Source organism: Flavobacterium sp. (assembly GCF_041911335.1).
Classification (GTDB): Bacteria; Bacteroidota; Bacteroidia; order Flavobacteriales; family Flavobacteriaceae; genus Flavobacterium.
The window spans coordinates 76,647-92,860 of record NZ_JAYRPD010000030.1 but is presented as its reverse complement, the minus strand read 5'-3'; the positions used below and the strand labels follow the sequence as shown (position 1 = coordinate 92,860).

The following is a 16,214-nucleotide window of genomic DNA, read 5'->3' as shown; positions in this document are numbered from 1 at the left end:
AAAGGGAAGCTTTTAGCTTCCCTTTTTTATTTTCCATTATACGCATTCATCGTATTGTTTAAGCCTGCCAGAGCAAATGATTTTATTATTTCTGAACTTATTTCTAAACGCTCTTTTAGTTTTTCTTTTTCTTCTTCACTCCATTCGCCTAAAACATAATCAACTTGTTGCCCCTTTTTAAAAGCATCACTAATCCCAAATCTATATCTAGGATACTCTGTTGAGTTTAATAATAATTGAATGTTTTTAAGTCCGTTATGACCGCCGTCGCTTCCTTTGGTTTTAATTCGGATGGTTCCAAAGGCTAAATTCAAGTCGTCAGTAATGACCAACATGTTTTCTTTTTCAATATTTTCTTTTTCTAACCAGTATTTTACCGCTTTACCACTTAAATTCATGTAAGTATTTGGCTTTAGTAACAATAAAGTTCTTCCTTTTATTTTTAGTTCAGCAACTTCCCCCAATTTCACGGTTTGAAATGAAATACCCTCTTTTTGAGCTAAATAATCCAAAACTTTAAATCCGATATTGTGTCGTGTATTTGCATATTCTGAGCCAATATTTCCTAGCCCTACGATTAAGAATTTCTTCATGGGTAAATGCTCTTGTTTTTGTTTCTTAAATAGATTTGATAGCCAATTCATTTTGCAAAAGTAATGTAAAGTTTAGATACTGAAAAGCATAAAAAAAAGCACCAGTAAAAACTGATGCTTCTTTTGTATAGATTGAAAAGAAATTATTTTTTCTTTTTTGCTCCTTTTTCTGCTTTTGCTGCTTCTTGAGCTGCTTTCATTGCCGCACGAGAAATTCTCACTTGACAAACTACAGTATTATCTGGGTGCATTAATTTAAAATTGTTAGTTTCAATTTTAGTAACGTATAATTTGTTACCCATTTGTAATTCTGAAATGTTAGCTTCAACGAAGTCAGGTAAGAATTTAGGTAAAGCTTTTACTTTTAAACGACGTTGGTTTAAACGTAAAACACCTCCTAATAATACCCCTGGAGAAGTTCCTGTAACTTTAACTGGTACTTCCATGATGATTTCTTTGTCATCACTTAATTGGAAGAAGTCAATGTGTAAAATTTTGTCAGAAACTGGGTGAAACTGAATGTCTTGCATAATTACATTGTAAGACGTTCCGTTTAACTCAACTACAACTGTGTGTGCGTTTGGAGTGTAAACCAAATCTTTAAATGCTCTTTCGTCTGCAACAAAATGAACTGGCTGATTTCCTCCGTAGATAACGCAAGGAACCATTCCAGCATCACGTACGGCTTTAGTTGCCTTTTTACCTACGTTTTCTCTTTCTGATCCTTTAATCGTAATTGATTTCATTGTAAAATATATATAATTAATAAATTCTTGTTAAAGTGGTTATTTGATTACATCAAAAATTTACCACTGATAGAGTTGTTATTTTGTACCATATGCATTACTTCTGCAAATAATGGCGCACAACTTACGACTCTTATCTTTTTTGATTCTTTTCTTAATGGAATAGAATCGGTAACAATTAACTCTAATAATTTAGAATTTTCTATTTTTTCGTACGCTTCACCAGATAAAATCGGGTGTGTACAGATTGCTCTCACACTTAAAGCTCCTTTTTCCATCATTACATCAGCTGCTTTTGCTAATGTTCCTCCGGTGTCAATCATGTCGTCAACTAAGATAACATTTCGACCTTTTACTTCACCAATAAGCTCCATTGTGTCAATTACATTCGCTTTTTTTCTTTGCTTGTAACAAACCACAACGTCAGATTCTAAAAATTTAGAATACGCATAAGCTCTTTTTGAACCTCCCATGTCTGGAGATGCGATAGTTAAATTTTCTAAATTTAAACTTCTTACATAAGGTAAAAAGATTGTAGAAGCAAACAAGTGATCTACTGGTTTTTCAAAGAACCCTTGAATTTGATCGGCATGTAAATCCATAGTCATAATTCGGGTTGCTCCAGCAGTTTCTAAAAGTTTTGCAACTAATTTTGCTCCAATTGGCACTCTTGGCTTGTCTTTTCTGTCTTGTCTTGCCCAACCGAAGTAAGGAATAACCGCTGTAATATGACGTGCCGATGCTCTTTTTGCTGCATCAATCATCAATAATAATTCCATTAAATTGTCTGCACTTGGAAATGTAGAACAAACTAGGAATACGCGCAATCCTCTTATCGATTCTTCAAAAGAAGGCTGAAATTCGCCATCACTATATTTAGAGAACGTAATCTTACCTAGCGGAACGCCATACTTTTCAGCAATTTGTTCGGCTAAATACACACTCTGAGAACATGCAAAAATTTTTGCTTCTGGTTCTTGATACAGCATGTTAATTTATTGTTTAGTAGTTAGTTAGTGTTGTGTCGTGTAAACGAGGTGCAAATTTAGAAATAAAATCGAACTCTGAAAGGATATTTTTAACTATTTTTTTATGAATTGCAGAAATATTTTTTACATTTGCACCCACTTAATGATACAAATATCATTTTCCATTGCCCGGATGGCGGAATTGGTAGACGCGCACGACTCAAACTCGTGTACTTAGGTGTGTGGGTTCGATTCCCACTCCGGGTACTTTCACGGAAAAGCTGTCAGAAATGACAGCTTTTTTATTTTCAATATCTTCTGAACCCCTATTATTCCTAGTTAATATTCGTATCACCTCGTTGATTTCTGTGGTTCGACACACTTCATTTCCCAAAATTAGTTTTTCAGTGAATAAAGAACCAAGTATCATTTTTTTTCCTTGATTATCGGTTTTATAGAACATTTGGTCAAGGTTTTCAAGTAACATTAGTCCAGCTTCAACGCTTTCATAAACGTTATCATTAACTTGTTCTAAAACCTCAATTTCTAGTTCTAACTGCATTTTTTCAGCATTATACCTTTCTATTATGGCATTGTATCTATCAAAAGGTATTTTGCCAGTTAACATCAGTTCATCAGCATTTGCCAGTTGAATTTGAATTTCATCAAATCTGTTCTTTTTTAATTTCAATTCATTTACTTTATTAATATTTAATTCGTTTAATGATTCTTTTAATACTTCTTTAAATAATGACTTTATATTAGAATTTATTCTAATATTATTCAATAATTGAGCAACAGTATTTTCTGCTTTTTCTTTTCGTACTCTAGTTTTACATTGATGTCTACCATGATAATATCCATACCTTGCGTTTCTTCCTCTTGAATAACTAGCGGTTAAGTTTTGACCACAGCATTCACAAACAATAAAGTTTCGCAAAGGAAATTCATCATCTTTTTCTGGTTTACGCAGATATTTCCATTTTTTGTTTTGAAAAATATCTTGAACTTTTAGAAAAGTATCTAAATCAGTTAGAGGCGTGTGTACACCATCAACAAGTTTTGCGGATTCTTTTTTGAATTCAGGCACTTCTATTTTGCCAGCATAAACGATATTTTTTAGCATCAAATTAAATGAGCTTTTGCCTAATTCCATTCCTTTTTTGTTAAGCCTTTTTCGCACAACTTCTGCTGGTTCAATACCTAACGATACAGCTTTGAATGCTTCTGTTACAAAATGTGCATTTTCATTAGGAAACAATTTTGTTCTCTTTACTTGTTGCCCATTTCTATTTGTTCTATTGCCTTCTTGCTTACTTGAATATCCGTAAGGAGCTCGATGTGCATAGTAACCCTCACATTTAGCTTGGTATGTACCTAATGCTGTTCTTTGTGAAATTTTATCTCTTTCAACTTCTCCAGCAGTTAAATAAATTGATAATACCATTTTATTGTCACTATTCTCCCTATCAAGATATTGTTCTGAGGAGTTTTTTTCAATTCCAGCAGAATCAAACTCTCTAATTTGTTTTAGCGCTTGCTCAACATTTCTTGAAAATCTATCCCATCTAGTTACCAAGACCATGTTGACTATTTTTTTATTTGTTTTTACAAAAGTTTTCAATTTTTCCCATTCTGGACGGTTGAAATTTTTGGCAGAATGGTCTTCTCGGAAAACCTTAATAACATTGTAACCTTTGTATTTACAATAATTTACTAATGAATCTTCTTGATAATTTAAACTGAATCCTTTTTCAGCTTGCTCATCTGTACTAACTCGGCAGTACAAAATCACATTGATTTTTTGGTTTATTATTGTTTTCATTTTAATTCTTTTAAATTTTTGTTATTTATTTTATGACATTCATTTGCCAAAATGTATAGTACTCTTCTTATAGTTTCGACCTCTTTGTCGTCAAAGTGTACAGCGTTTCTGTTTAGTTTTTTCTTGCATTCAGTTATGGATAACATTTTTTAATCTGTCGCCTATCTTCATTTTTTTACTATGGCGGAAGAATTATTTTCAGTCAACTATGACCATTCCGAAACGCATTAGTCAAGCGATTCAGATACAGATAATACCTAATATAAATCTAAATAATTGGCTTAATGCTTAAATAAAATTGCTGAAACCACTTTTTGAAAACAAAGTGGAATTTGGTTATACGTCTTAGCAATAAAATGCCCTCATGCGAGTTTTTGAGTAAAAAGATATTCAGGAGCTACATCGGAGTAATTTTAACCCTAAATATCAATCTAAAACAAATGTACTAACCAGTTTTGATAGATGCCAACATTTTTGTAGCACTTTTTTTTTAAAATAAAGTATAGAAATCTGACACAATATTTCAAAAACAACGTTTCACTTTTATCCTCTGTAAAGCTTCCCATTAACAAAAACCATTTCAACACCCATTTCCGCTTTTATCATTTCAACTTCTATACTTGATAGCTTATCTGGATTCAAGACCATAAAATGATACTGTGTCTTCTCTAAATTTTGTGTTATCGTAATTCTTGTCTTTTTCATTTTTCTTAGTTTAAGCTAAATTCAAAACCGTAATCCACTGTATGCATTTTTTGTCTAAAAATTATGCATATCATAATTTTTCCATCCTCAACTTCAACAAAGTATTGGTCAACAAATCGGATGTGCCTTCTTAAAAACATTTTCAACTTTGGCACATCAACTGGAATCCTCTCATCGTAGTAATAAGTAATCAATGTTTGAGAAGGTTTGTAATCCGTTTCATCCATCACGCTTATAACATCAAAAGTTGCAACATTGAATCTTGAAATCATTTCCAAATAAATTCTAGATAGGTTTATATAATTCATACTTCCAACATTTTACGGTTAACCATTACTTTCTTTACCTTACATACAGTAGCACTGGATGCTCCTGTAATTTCCGATATATCTCTAATACTTAATCCCTTTTGGAGCTTTTTAGCTATTGATTGGTGGCGTTGCAACAATTTTTCATCACTTTGAACAGCTCCAACCTTTCTACCTTGAAACTTACCTAGAGCCTGAGCTACCTTGATTCCTTCCATAGCTCTGGTCTTAATTTGATTTCTATTCATCTCAGCTATCGAACCCATACAGGATATGACTAGTTGAGCCATTGGATTAACATCACCGTTATCTAATAAGGTAGTGAAGCCCTCTTTGATGGATTTCAAGTTGATTTTGTTTTTGGTGAACAAGTCAATAGTGCGAAGTATATCTATGAGATTTCTTCCAAGGCGGTCTATACTATCCACTACCACTGTACAACGTTCAGATTGGTTGGTAATGGTATCAAACATTTTAACAGCTTCTGGTCTTTCCATAAATGGAATGTTCCCTTGGATGCGTTCAACAAATAAATTGTTGGGATTAAAACCTTCATGAGATTTAAATGTCTCAATTTGTCTTGCACTATTCTGAAGAACAGTTGACGTTCTGGAATAAAAATAGTATACCATAGAATTTGTAGTTTAAAGGTTAGAATCGTTTTAATTTTAGAGTCTAAATTATTTTAAAACACTTTGACCTATTTTATTGGGTTGGTCATTTTTAATAATGTTTTAATAATTAACTATAGTCTAAATCTAAACCGTCACAAAGATTCCAGGCATTTTTTTAATATGCAAATTTTCGAACTACTTTCCTGGTTTTCAATTAAATAAAATGTTTTTTCCCTTTTTTTGGTGATATTTATTTCTAAAAGAAATAAATGAAACATGAAACTATAAAACTTGAAAGCGGATATGAATTAACTGTTAAAGCAATCCAAGTAAAAGAAACATATCCAGATATTTTAGTGGGTAAATATCTTTTTGTGGATAATTATAGAATTTATGAGAATTTGTCATGCCCAAAAGATTGGGGTGTTGCGAAATGCATTTTAAGGATGGATGATTTTATTTTATTAAAAACCTTTAGACCATATACCGTGTGGGTATGGATGCAAGCTGATAAACCTGTAAATGATAAAAAAGGCAAATTCGACTATAGCGAACTTGCCCTAATTTTTACTGTTGATTCTATTTTTGATTTTTCAGTTGAAAAAAATGTGAAAGATGTTTTAAAAGAGATTAACTGGGAGGATTATGCGGTTAATCTGAGATTTTAAATTTTACTTACTTAACCTATCATAAACCTTTTTCAACATATAGCTTCTGACCTCATCACCAAACTCTTTATCATCCATCATTTTGGTGAAAATATCTTGGTTCTGTTCCATTCTGGATATAAATTTATCCAATAGCATTTCTTCAAAACCAAATTTAAAATTATCAATGGTATTCGATTTTGCTTGCAATGCAAGTTTCTCATCCATTACCATTTCCTCTTCAATCTGGTCAAATAATAGTTTATCTGCTGTGTTAAATTCTGTATGGAACTTTTTATTTAAAACATTTATAATTTCTGATAAATTAGCTTCTTCCTCTTTGGTTAATCGTATTCCAGCTTGTCCACCACCTTCTAATTCATAAACACTTTGACTTTCCATTAGAATGCTTTGTTCAGCAACTTTTTGAAGTCTGTAGTATTCTAACGATACTTCATCACCTAATTTGAATTTATCATTTTGTGATGTTCTTGGTAATTTCTTCAATAAGAATCTTCCATAAGTGAAAAGCTTCTCCAAATCAACATCTGAAAAAGGCATAATTTGGGTCAAGAATGAATACGTTCTAGTAAATGTCTGCAAAGTGTTCTTAAAATCATCTTGATTAGTAATTGTTCCCATTGCATCATCTTTTTCAGTAGGTAATGCCTTGAACCTCTCCACTGCTGGGTCAACATACGAGTTTAATTTTCCTTGGTCAGATGCACTTAAAGATTTGCTCGATTTGAAAAATATGTTGCAAAAATTATTGACTTCAGATTCCCAAATTACATTGGCTTTTTCCAACTCTGATTTTAAATCATACAAATGATTAGGGTCTGAGTTCTCACCAATTGAAGTTAATTCATAATAAGGTTGGAAGGAATCCAATATATCCTGTGTTTCGTTTGCGAAGTCTAACACAAATGTGTCCTCCTTTCCAGCACACATCCTGTTTAATCGAGATAGCGTTTGAACCGCTTTCACTCCAGATAATTTCTTATCCACATACATGGTATGCAACAAGGGTTGGTCAAATCCTGTTTGATACTTATCCGCTACCAACAACAATTGATATTCATCGGTTGCAAATTTTCTTGGTAATTCCTTTTCAGCAAAACCATTCATTTCAACTTCTGTAACACCTTCTGGAGCATTATCATATATAACTTTACCCGAAAAGGCTACTATGGTTTTAATATCATTATATCCCTTTTCTTTGATGTATTTGTCAAACTCTTCTTTGTATCTAACAGCATGAAGCCTTGAACTGGTTACTACCATAGCTTTTGCTTTGCCTCCGATTTTCTTTGAAACTATTTGGCGAAAATGTTCCACCATGACTTCAGTTTTCTGAGCAAGGTTATGCGGATGCAATGACATAAAACGACCTATGGCTCTGGATGCTTTTTTCTTATTGACTTTTGGGTCGTCTTCAATCTGTTTTGATAGTTTAAAGTATGTCTTATAGGTTGTATAGCTCTTTAGTACATCGAGAATGAATCCTTCTTCGATGGCTTGTTTCATAGAATACAAATGAAAAGGTTCTGGCTTGCCATTTTTTCCTATCGTTCCGAAAACTTCTACTGTTTTCGGTTTTGGTGTCGCTGTGAAAGCAAAGAAACTAAGGTTGTTCTGCTTGCCTCTGGCTTGCATTGACTTTCTGATTTCGTCTTCAGCATCCTCTTCCAATCCAGTGTAAGCTTCATCTCTTTCTGCATCTTCTAATGATTTTGCAGAAAGTACCTCTTTCATTTTTTTGGTTGCCTCACCACCTTGGGAACTATGAGCCTCATCAATGATTACAGCATATTTTCTAGCTGGTATTTCACCAATTTTATCCAAAATAAATGGAAACTTTTGAAGTGTGGTAATAATGATGTGTGACCCAGCGGTGATGGCATTTGCCAATTGAGTTGAATCCTTATCAATTTTTTGAACTACACCATCTTTGTGCTCGAATTGGTATATGGTATTTTGTAACTGGGAATCCAACACCTTACGGTCGGTAATTACAATCACTGAATCAAAAACTCTGTTGTTTTGGTCATCATGCAAGCTCGAAAGTCTGTAGGATAGCCATGCAATTGAATTGGATTTTCCTGAACCAGCACTGTGTTGAATGAGATAGTTTTTACCAGCTCCACTGATACGTGCATCAGCTGTAACAGTTCTTACTACTTGCATCTGGTGAAAACGTGGGAAAATAATGGTTTCTTTCTTCTTTTTCACTCCATTCATTTCAAATTCTTCCACACTTAGGTGAAGGAATTTACCAATGATGTCCATAAAACTGTCTTTTGTCCAAACCTGTTCCCATAAATATGATGTTCTGTATCCGTATGGGTTTGGTGGGTTTCCAGCACCATTGTTGTAACCTAAATTAAACGGCAAATAACGGGTGTTCTTTCCATCCAGCTTTGTGGTCATGAAAGCTTCATCAGTATCCACTGCAAAATGAACTAAAGCTCTTTTCTTGAACAAGAAAATAGGTTCGTTTGGCTCACGGTCATACACATACTGTTTTTTGGCATTTTCTACAGATTGCCCAGAAAATTGGTTTTTAAGCTCTATGGTAGCAATAGGAAGACCGTTCAGTGACAATACCATATCCAATGAGTTCTTACCTACACGCTCGTAATACAGCTGTCTGGTTACAGATAAATGATTGCTTTTATACAATTCATCAGCTTCTGGATTTAATGAGCTTTCTGGCTTAAAATATGCCATTTGGAACTTAACTCCATAATCAGTAAATCCTTTTCTTAAAATATGCAAAACACCATTTTGGTCAATCTCTTTTACCAAGCGTTGAATGACCTTTTTCTCCACCTCATCTTTGTGGATGTTGGCTATTTTATCCCAAGCTTTAGGTTGAGATTGCTTTAAAAAGTTGGTGATGTAACTTGGGAATAAACCCAATTGTACATCAAATTCTGTTGAACTACCTTTTACATAGCCACCGTGTTCCAATAAGTTGGATTCAATTGCTTCTTCAAAAGTTTGTTCTGTATGTATTCCTTTTGCCATAATATCTAAAAAATGTCTAAAAAAATGTCTAAAAAATATCTACTATGATTACTTAGAAATTTTCCAAATCTTTCCTTCAACCTTTATATTTCCTTGGTTCTTCATTGATTGAAGAATGTTTTTAATTTTATTTTTCTTTTGAGAAATGTCTAAAATCTCTGGAAGTTTGTCTAAAAGTATTTTTTCAAAATCAATCATCTTTTTCTTGGTCGTTTTCTTAGTCATTACTTGGTCACTCAATTTTAATTAGTACAGATTTTCCAAAGTCGGTAGCGACATATTTTTGGTTTCTATCTTTTAAATTTTCTTTAATCGTATAATCAATGTACCCCCCCTCAATCAAAGGCTGCACATTCCTCTTGAAGTTCATGCTATGGTTTTTTAACCCCAAAAAATTCAAAATTTCTTGTCTTGATTTTGGACTTGAACAATATTTAATAATCGAAATTACTTGGTCACTTACTTGGTCACTTACTTGGTCACTCACTTGATTGTTACCTTGCTCAATAAATTTAGGATGAATTGGTATTTCAACAATAAAATGGAGACGCTCGGGTTCATTTGCATCGAAAATTGGTACAGGAGAACCATTGTCGGCTAGCGACTTAACAATAGTCGGAATTCCAGTTCCTCTACCTTCAGTAAGTCTAAGTTCTTTCAGAAATTCACCAATTCTTCTATTTCTATACCTTCTGGCTCTTACTCTTCCTTTGTCAAAATCAGTTTGTTTGAGTGATGGGTCAGCTCCATTATAACTTATAATTTCGATAGCTTCGGGTAGAATTCGAATTTCAATTGGGTCTTGTAATTCATAATTACGATGAAAAACAGCATTAGCTATGGCTTCTTCTATAGCATCGTAAGGATAATTAAAGAAACGGTCTGACTTTTCTCGGTCTGTATATTTAATCACCTTTGTTTTAATCACATTCGTCTTTATGTATGCTAGAACGTCAATTAATTGCTTTTGAATCGTACCTTCAAACTGCTTTTCAGTATATGGATTCTCTAAACCATTTGGGAACTCAACCAACTCAATTACTGCTCCTTTAAAGTATTCTTGTGATTTTCTAGAAAACATCAACAAACCAACGTTTTTCGGAAATAAATGCTCCTTTGCACCCTGCGATAAATTCATTTTTTCAGCAAGTTCCTCCAAAGGCATTTCTTCGCTTTCTTCATAGAGTTTGCTATTTGTTTCTTGGAGGTGTTCTCTCATTAAAGACTTACTCAAATCGGTAACTGAAGCAAAGGTATTCACACGGTCGTCAAAGGGGATTTTTGCTGTTAACTGAATGAGTTCAGTGGTTTGCTCGTCATTGGGTATAATACTATTGGAACGAAAACGAATGCGATAATTATAAGACTTATGTTTAGCTGTGACATCATCTGGAACTTTGTAAGGTCTATTTGCTCCAGCTGGACACCAAATAACCAACACATGCTTTCCATCTACAGCCTCAAGGGATAAACGAGGAAAATAAGACGGTTGAATGAGGTTGCAATAACCAACTAGTTCTTTTTCTACACGCTCAAGATTAGTAGGGTTAAAACCTTCAAATGGTCGAATGGGCTTGCCGTCCACTTCATCCACACCAACAATAATGTAACCACTTCCTTCATTCTCGAAATCATTGGCAAACGCACAAATAGAACGCATAATTGGAACGGGATTCCATCCTTTCTTAAACTCCATACGAGTTCCCTCCACAATGGAGCCAGACAATAGGTCTTCTATGTTGATTAATATGCTCATCTCAACTCAATTTTTCTTCCCTAACATCCACCTTACCCGTAACCACCTCACTTATTAATGCAGTTTTGTATTCTTTTAATAACTCGATTTCCTGTTGGGTTTTATACTTTAAAAATTCGAATTTCTCCAAATAGTTTTCAATAAAAAGAACAATTTCTAATTGCTCTTTTTTATTTGGTAGGGCAATTTTAGTAGATTTTATAATATCTGTATTTAAATTAGGTTGACCGTAACCAGATACCTCATCTCTATATATTTTTGTATGTGTTATAAAGAAGTAATACAGGTAATCTCTTTCAATTTGTAAATTGAAAAATGCCACAGAACCGTCATTAATTCCCCCTTTGATTTTTGTGATTCTTGGAACACCAAGCGTTGCTCCACTGTTTGATAATAATAATGTTTCTGGCTCGATTATTCGGGTATTTTTAGAACCTTGCTCAGTCAAATAAGTTTCAGTAGATACAATAAATTTACCTTCGGCATTTGTAACTTCTTTTACTGTAATCCACGGTAAAAAATCACCATTAAATAGAAGTGGGTCACCAGCTGGTCTTGGTGAAGCACCTCTCACAACTTTTGCAACATGACCAATTCTTTTCACCTCCCAATGCGCTGGAATCTCTCCCAGCCATTCAATACCCGAATCCTTCATGGGAACAGTTGGGTCAAGACCTTTGGTCACCGCTTGGTTGATGATAGCGGTGCGTTCTTCTTCTAGTAACTGAATCAAACGCTCCTTTTTGGCAATTAAAATATCTATTTCAGTGGTTTTTTGGTCGAGATAGTTGGCAATGGTAGTTTGTTCTTCGATTGGTGGGATAACAATTTTAATATTTCTAAAAACATTTCTGCCAATTATTTTTCTTGTTGTTCCTTGACCATTAGAAGAAAATTGATTTAATACTTGATAATTGTTTGTAAGATATTTTTTGAATCCATGAGCCAGTTCTCTTGTAAAATTGAGTCGAATAACATGATAAGAAAATGAAACGTTTTCCATCTCTTCATTAACGATTGCAGATTTACCCAAATCCTCATATGTTTCAGAACTTGGCAAAAAGATTAAGTCACCTTTTACTACTGAATGCTCAACTTTTTTATTAGGAGTTGTACTAACAATCATGTAATCAATACTACTATCTAAAACTCCGTTAGGATTCTTATAGATATCGGTGAAGTTTATGATTTTAACTAATTCCTCATCGGGGTTAATTTTCTTATCAATACCACTTGACGAAAAATTTCCCAAAGAACATAATCTTACAGAATCCCAATGACTTGGAATCTCTCCAATCCATTCAATACCCGAATCCTTGTAGCTATCGTACCTTTTCATTATCCGATAACATTTTTCAATAAACCATCTGTTTCTTGCTCAATAGCCATTATATCCTTTCTAATTTCCTCTAATGAGCGTAATGGCTTGTATTGGTAGAAATACTTGGTAAAGTTGATTTCGTAACCCACATTGGTTTTGCTGTGGTCAATCCAAGCATCGGGAACGTGAGGTAACACTTCTTTTTCCATGTATTCCTCTACATCCATCAGCAAAGGAATGTTTTCTGTATCACGTAAAGATGAATCGGGTTTTGGGTTGCCTTTTTTGTCGGTTACCACTTGTCCCTTATCGTTGCGTTCTGGTCGTTCTACCGTTACTTTAGCATAACCAAAAGCCTTGTTTTCAAATATCTTTGAGTGTTCGCCTTCTTTGAACTCACCATAAATTTTGGTGATTTCCCCAATGTGGTCATCTGATAACTCATTACGTTTATCTCCAAGAGATTTACTCATTTTCTTGAAGAAATCAACTCCGTTAATCAATTGTACTTTTCCTTTTCTGTTAGTTGGTTTGTGATTCGATATCACCCAGATATACGTTGAAATACCTGTGTTATAAAACAACTGGTTTGGCAACGCAATTACAACCTCTAAGAAGTCGTTTTCTATTATCCACTGACGGATTGTACTCTCGTTCTTAGTTTTGCTCGGAGAACCCGAAAAAAGTGGCGAACCGTTGAATACAATTGCAAGTCTCGAACCACCTTGGTCAGCTGGCTTCATTTTGCTCATCAAATGCATTAAGAACAGGAACGAACCATCACTTACTGATGGTAATCCAGCACCAAATCGACCACCATGACCCAACTGTTCATGTTCCTCTTTAACTTTTTTAGCGAACTTTTCCCATTTCACCCCAAATGGTGGATTGGTAATCAAGTAATCGAATTTTTCGTTGGATAATTGGTCTTCTGAGATACTATTTCCTTTTTTGATGTTGGATGCGTTTTGCCCCTTAATCATTAAATCCGATTTACAGATAGCATAGGATTCTGGATTCAGTTCTTGTCCAAATACTTCCAAACGTGCATCTGGATTTAATTCATGCAAGTATTCTTCCGCTACTGAAAGCATCCCTCCAGTTCCAGCACAACAGTCAAAAATGGTTTTGGTAATACCTTTTTTGGTCAATATCTCTCGGTCATTCAAGAATAGGATGTTTACCATCAACTTGATAACTTCTCTAGGTGTAAAGTGTTCTCCAGCGGTTTCATTGGATATCTCAGCAAATTTTCGAATCAGTTCCTCAAACATGTATCCCATTTCCATACTAGAGATATGGTCTGGATGCAAATCGATTTCTTGGAAACGTTTCACAATCATAAACAACAAGTTGGCATCATCCATCTTATTGATTTGGTTCTCAAATTCGAACTGTTCTATAATCTCTCTAGCATCCTCAGAGAATCCGTTGATATAATTGCGAAGGTTTGATGCAATATTGTTCGGGTCTGCAATTAGCTTGTTGAAATCAAATGGGCTTCTGTTATGAAAATTGTAACCAGCCACCTTGTTCAAAATCGGGTCGAGATTTTGAATGTTGGTAGATTTCATTTGCTCGTATTTTTTAAGCACTTCTGCTTTTGTTCCTTCCAAAACACAATCCAATCTTCTCAAAACTGTTAATGGAAGAATTACTTTTCCATAGTCACTTTGTTTGTAATCACCTCGAAGTAAGTCTGCAATAGACCAGATAAAATTTGCTGATTCTTTAACGTTTTTCATGAATTGTTTGAAATAAAATTGGTCACAATTTACTAAAAATTACCCTTACAAGAATACGGTTTTACGCATTTTAGCTGATTTTTATGTAAATTAAAGCGAACGCATTGATATGTATGGGGTTATGAATATAAATTGACACCTAAACGCTATGAAGGCTTTAGCAATGAAAAAGAAAATAATTTTAGTAAGTATATTAAGTACAATGTTTTTTGTGTCTTGTAAAAAAGATGAAGAAGTTAAACCTACTGAAGAAGCACAACAAACTGCCCAACCTTTTTCAGGTGAAGAATGGCTAAAGCAAAGAGTTGGTGGACAAGGACAACCTGTTCAGCAGCCAGTTCAACAACAAGTGCAAGCGCAGTCACAATCTCAAACGCAAACTACTCCAGGAATGAATCCACCACATGGTCAAGAAGGACATCGATGTGACATTGCAGTTGGATCACCACTACCTAAATCATAAAACAATAAATCCCGATTTACATCGGGATTTAATTTATTTACTCATTTCTGTGAAATACTTGTAGAATAATGGAATGGTTTCGATTCCTTTCAAATAGTTGAAAACTCCAAAATGTTCGTTTGGAGAGTGAATAGCGTCGCTATCCAACCCGAAGCCCATTAAAATGGTTTTACTCTTTAATTCCTTTTCAAATAAAGCCACAATAGGAATGCTTCCACCAGAACGAACCGGAATTGCAGGAACTCCAAACGTCTCGGTATAGGCTTTGTTAGCGGCTTGATATCCAACACTATCAATTGGAGTAACATAACCTTGTCCGCCATGATGCGGTTTCACCACCACCTTCACTGATTTAGGCGCGATACTTTCGAAATGTTTTTTGAATAATTCGGTAATTTCTTCCCAGTCTTGATTAGGCACTAAACGCATCGAAATTTTTGCATAAGCTTTACTTGCGATTACCGTTTTAGCTCCTTCTCCAGTATAGCCACCCCAAATTCCATTCACATCTAAAGTTGGACGAATCGAATTTCTTTCATTGGTCACATAACCAGCTTCTCCGTGAACATCTTCAATATCTAAAGCTTTTTTATATTTTTCTAAAGAGAAAGGTGCTTTTGCCATTTCGGCTCTTTCATCAGCTGATAATTCTTCTACTTTATCGTAAAAACCTGGAATGGTAATATGATTGTTTTCATCATGCAACGAAGCAATCATTTTGGTTAATACATTAATTGGATTCGCAACAGCTCCTCCGTATAAGCCTGAGTGTAAATCTCTGTTTGGTCCTGTAACTTCTACCTCAACATAACTCAAGCCTCTTAATCCAGTCGTGATTGACGGTTGTTGGTTAGAAATCATTCCTGTATCAGAAATCAAAATCACATCATTAGCTAATTTTTCTTGATTGCGTTCTACAAACCATCCTAAACTTTTTGAGCCTACTTCTTCTTCCCCTTCAATCATGAATTTCACATTACATGGCAAGCAATTGTTTTGAATCATGTATTCAAACGCTTTCACATGCATGTACATTTGCCCTTTATCGTCACATGCACCACGAGCAAAAATAGCTCCTTCTGGGTGAATTTCTGTCGTTTTAATTACAGGTTCAAAAGGTGGTGACGTCCATAACTCCATTGGATCTGGTGGTTGCACATCGTAATGCCCGTAAACCAAAACCGTTGGTAAATTTTTATCGATGATTTTTTCTCCGTAAACAATTGGATAACCAGGCGTTTCGCAAAGTTCTACGAAATCGCAACCTGCTTTTTCTAAACTTGCTTTAACTGCTTCGGCTGTTAATACTACATCGTGAGCATAAGCGCTATCAGCACTTACTGATGGTATTTTTAAAAGTTCTATTAATTCGTTTAAAAAACGTTCTTTATTTTCTTGAACGTATTGTTTTATATTGTCCATTGTGATTGTTTGATAAAGTTCAAAAATACAAAATTGATTTCAAATGAAATAAAAAAAGCCCAATCTTTAAC

Annotated in this window: 15 protein-coding genes and 1 tRNA gene; 3 read left to right on the top strand and 13 right to left on the bottom strand. The window is 34.3% G+C overall.

The window, feature by feature from the left end:
* Positions 1-26 precede the first annotated feature (26 nt).
* The 3 genes from pth to ACE3PD_RS04010 all read right to left on the bottom strand — a co-directional run bounded on the left by pth (position 27) and on the right by ACE3PD_RS04010 (position 2,328).
* Positions 27-644: an aminoacyl-tRNA hydrolase gene (gene pth / locus ACE3PD_RS04020; protein ID WP_374399755.1), complete on the bottom strand. Its 618-nt coding sequence runs from the start codon at positions 642-644 to the stop codon at positions 27-29.
* 92 nt (positions 645-736) lie between these two features.
* The gene (locus ACE3PD_RS04015) at positions 737-1,339 is read right to left on the bottom strand and encodes a 50S ribosomal protein L25/general stress protein Ctc (protein WP_073581921.1); all 603 of its coding nucleotides are present in this window, start codon (positions 1,337-1,339) and stop codon (positions 737-739) included.
* Between the two features lie 47 nt (positions 1,340-1,386).
* Positions 1,387-2,328 carry a ribose-phosphate pyrophosphokinase gene (locus tag ACE3PD_RS04010; protein WP_374399753.1) on the bottom strand — a complete coding sequence of 314 codons (942 nt, stop codon included), beginning with the start codon at positions 2,326-2,328 and terminating at the stop codon, positions 1,387-1,389.
* Between the two features lie 166 nt (positions 2,329-2,494).
* On the opposite strand from ACE3PD_RS04010, the gene ACE3PD_RS04005 reads away from it, so the two are divergent.
* A tRNA-Leu gene (locus ACE3PD_RS04005) sits at positions 2,495-2,574 on the top strand.
* Here ACE3PD_RS04005 and ACE3PD_RS04000 read toward each other — a convergent pair.
* The 4 genes from ACE3PD_RS04000 to ACE3PD_RS03985 all read right to left on the bottom strand — a co-directional run bounded on the left by ACE3PD_RS04000 (position 2,528) and on the right by ACE3PD_RS03985 (position 5,777).
* Positions 2,528-4,132: a recombinase family protein gene (locus ACE3PD_RS04000; protein ID WP_374399811.1), complete on the bottom strand. Its 1,605-nt coding sequence runs from the start codon at positions 4,130-4,132 to the stop codon at positions 2,528-2,530. The two genes, ACE3PD_RS04005 and ACE3PD_RS04000, sit on opposite strands and share 47 nt — an antisense overlap.
* 543 nt (positions 4,133-4,675) lie before the next feature.
* Entirely contained in the window at positions 4,676-4,837 is a 162-nt protein-coding gene (locus tag ACE3PD_RS03995; RefSeq protein ID WP_374399751.1) for a hypothetical protein, read from the bottom strand.
* Positions 4,838-4,842: 5 nt separating this feature from the next.
* Positions 4,843-5,109, bottom strand: a complete 267-nt coding sequence (locus ACE3PD_RS03990; protein WP_374399749.1) for a hypothetical protein — start codon at positions 5,107-5,109, stop codon at positions 4,843-4,845.
* Between the two features lie 32 nt (positions 5,110-5,141).
* Entirely contained in the window at positions 5,142-5,777 is a 636-nt protein-coding gene (locus ACE3PD_RS03985; protein WP_374399747.1) for a recombinase family protein, read from the bottom strand.
* A 251-nt stretch (positions 5,778-6,028) separates the two neighbouring features.
* On the opposite strand from ACE3PD_RS03985, the gene ACE3PD_RS03980 reads away from it, so the two are divergent.
* A complete protein-coding gene (locus ACE3PD_RS03980; protein ID WP_374399745.1) occupies positions 6,029-6,427 on the top strand; it encodes a hypothetical protein in 399 nt (132 codons plus the stop codon).
* Between the two features lie 3 nt (positions 6,428-6,430).
* Here the strand turns inward: ACE3PD_RS03980 and ACE3PD_RS03975 are convergent, their stop codons facing one another.
* Genes ACE3PD_RS03975 through ACE3PD_RS03955 form a run of 5 tightly spaced genes read right to left on the bottom strand, consistent with a single transcriptional unit; the run spans position 6,431 to position 14,258 of the window.
* Entirely contained in the window at positions 6,431-9,436 is a 3,006-nt protein-coding gene (locus ACE3PD_RS03975) for a type I restriction endonuclease subunit R (RefSeq protein ID WP_374399743.1), read from the bottom strand.
* A gap of 48 nt (positions 9,437-9,484) precedes the next feature.
* On the bottom strand, positions 9,485-9,676 hold the full coding sequence (locus tag ACE3PD_RS03970) for a hypothetical protein (RefSeq protein ID WP_374399741.1): 192 nt from the start codon (positions 9,674-9,676) through the stop codon (positions 9,485-9,487).
* Entirely contained in the window at positions 9,669-11,192 is a 1,524-nt protein-coding gene (locus ACE3PD_RS03965; RefSeq protein WP_374399739.1) for an RNA-binding domain-containing protein, read from the bottom strand. The genes ACE3PD_RS03970 and ACE3PD_RS03965 overlap by 8 nt, the downstream gene beginning before the upstream one ends.
* Position 11,193: 1 nt before the next feature.
* On the bottom strand, positions 11,194-12,531 hold the full coding sequence (locus ACE3PD_RS03960; RefSeq protein WP_374399737.1) for a restriction endonuclease subunit S: 1,338 nt from the start codon (positions 12,529-12,531) through the stop codon (positions 11,194-11,196).
* Positions 12,531-14,258, bottom strand: coding sequence for an N-6 DNA methylase (locus ACE3PD_RS03955; protein WP_374399736.1), 1,728 nt, complete (start codon positions 14,256-14,258; stop codon positions 12,531-12,533). Before ACE3PD_RS03955 ends, ACE3PD_RS03960 begins: the two co-directional genes overlap by 1 nt.
* Positions 14,259-14,406: 148 nt before the next feature.
* On the opposite strand from ACE3PD_RS03955, the gene ACE3PD_RS03950 reads away from it, so the two are divergent.
* On the top strand, positions 14,407-14,721 hold the full coding sequence (locus ACE3PD_RS03950) for a hypothetical protein (protein WP_374399734.1): 315 nt from the start codon (positions 14,407-14,409) through the stop codon (positions 14,719-14,721).
* Between the two features lie 33 nt (positions 14,722-14,754).
* On the opposite strand, the gene ACE3PD_RS03945 is transcribed toward ACE3PD_RS03950, so the two are convergent.
* Positions 14,755-16,143, bottom strand: a complete 1,389-nt coding sequence (locus ACE3PD_RS03945; RefSeq protein WP_374399732.1) for a dipeptidase — start codon at positions 16,141-16,143, stop codon at positions 14,755-14,757.
* Between the last annotated feature and the right edge of the window lie 71 nt (positions 16,144-16,214).

Excerpts from the sequence above, each read along its gene's own strand:
- pth (WP_374399755.1), bottom strand. The coding sequence starts at position 644 with ATGAATTGGCTATCAAATCTATTTAAGAAACAAAAACAAGAGCATTTA.
- ACE3PD_RS04015 (WP_073581921.1), bottom strand. The coding sequence starts at position 1,339 with ATGAAATCAATTACGATTAAAGGATCAGAAAGAGAAAACGTAGGTAAA.
- ACE3PD_RS04010 (WP_374399753.1), bottom strand. The coding sequence starts at position 2,328 with ATGCTGTATCAAGAACCAGAAGCAAAAATTTTTGCATGTTCTCAGAGT.
- ACE3PD_RS04000 (WP_374399811.1), bottom strand. The coding sequence starts at position 4,132 with ATGAAAACAATAATAAACCAAAAAATCAATGTGATTTTGTACTGCCGA.
- ACE3PD_RS03995 (WP_374399751.1), bottom strand. The coding sequence starts at position 4,837 with ATGAAAAAGACAAGAATTACGATAACACAAAATTTAGAGAAGACACAG.
- ACE3PD_RS03990 (WP_374399749.1), bottom strand. The coding sequence starts at position 5,109 with ATGATTTCAAGATTCAATGTTGCAACTTTTGATGTTATAAGCGTGATG.
- ACE3PD_RS03985 (WP_374399747.1), bottom strand. The coding sequence starts at position 5,777 with ATGGTATACTATTTTTATTCCAGAACGTCAACTGTTCTTCAGAATAGT.
- ACE3PD_RS03980 (WP_374399745.1), top strand. The coding sequence starts at position 6,029 with ATGAAACATGAAACTATAAAACTTGAAAGCGGATATGAATTAACTGTT.
- ACE3PD_RS03975 (WP_374399743.1), bottom strand. The coding sequence starts at position 9,436 with ATGGCAAAAGGAATACATACAGAACAAACTTTTGAAGAAGCAATTGAA.
- ACE3PD_RS03965 (WP_374399739.1), bottom strand. The coding sequence starts at position 11,192 with ATGAGCATATTAATCAACATAGAAGACCTATTGTCTGGCTCCATTGTG.
- ACE3PD_RS03960 (WP_374399737.1), bottom strand. The coding sequence starts at position 12,531 with ATGAAAAGGTACGATAGCTACAAGGATTCGGGTATTGAATGGATTGGA.
- ACE3PD_RS03955 (WP_374399736.1), bottom strand. The coding sequence starts at position 14,258 with ATGAAAAACGTTAAAGAATCAGCAAATTTTATCTGGTCTATTGCAGAC.
- ACE3PD_RS03950 (WP_374399734.1), top strand. The coding sequence starts at position 14,407 with ATGAAGGCTTTAGCAATGAAAAAGAAAATAATTTTAGTAAGTATATTA.
- ACE3PD_RS03945 (WP_374399732.1), bottom strand. The coding sequence starts at position 16,143 with ATGGACAATATAAAACAATACGTTCAAGAAAATAAAGAACGTTTTTTA.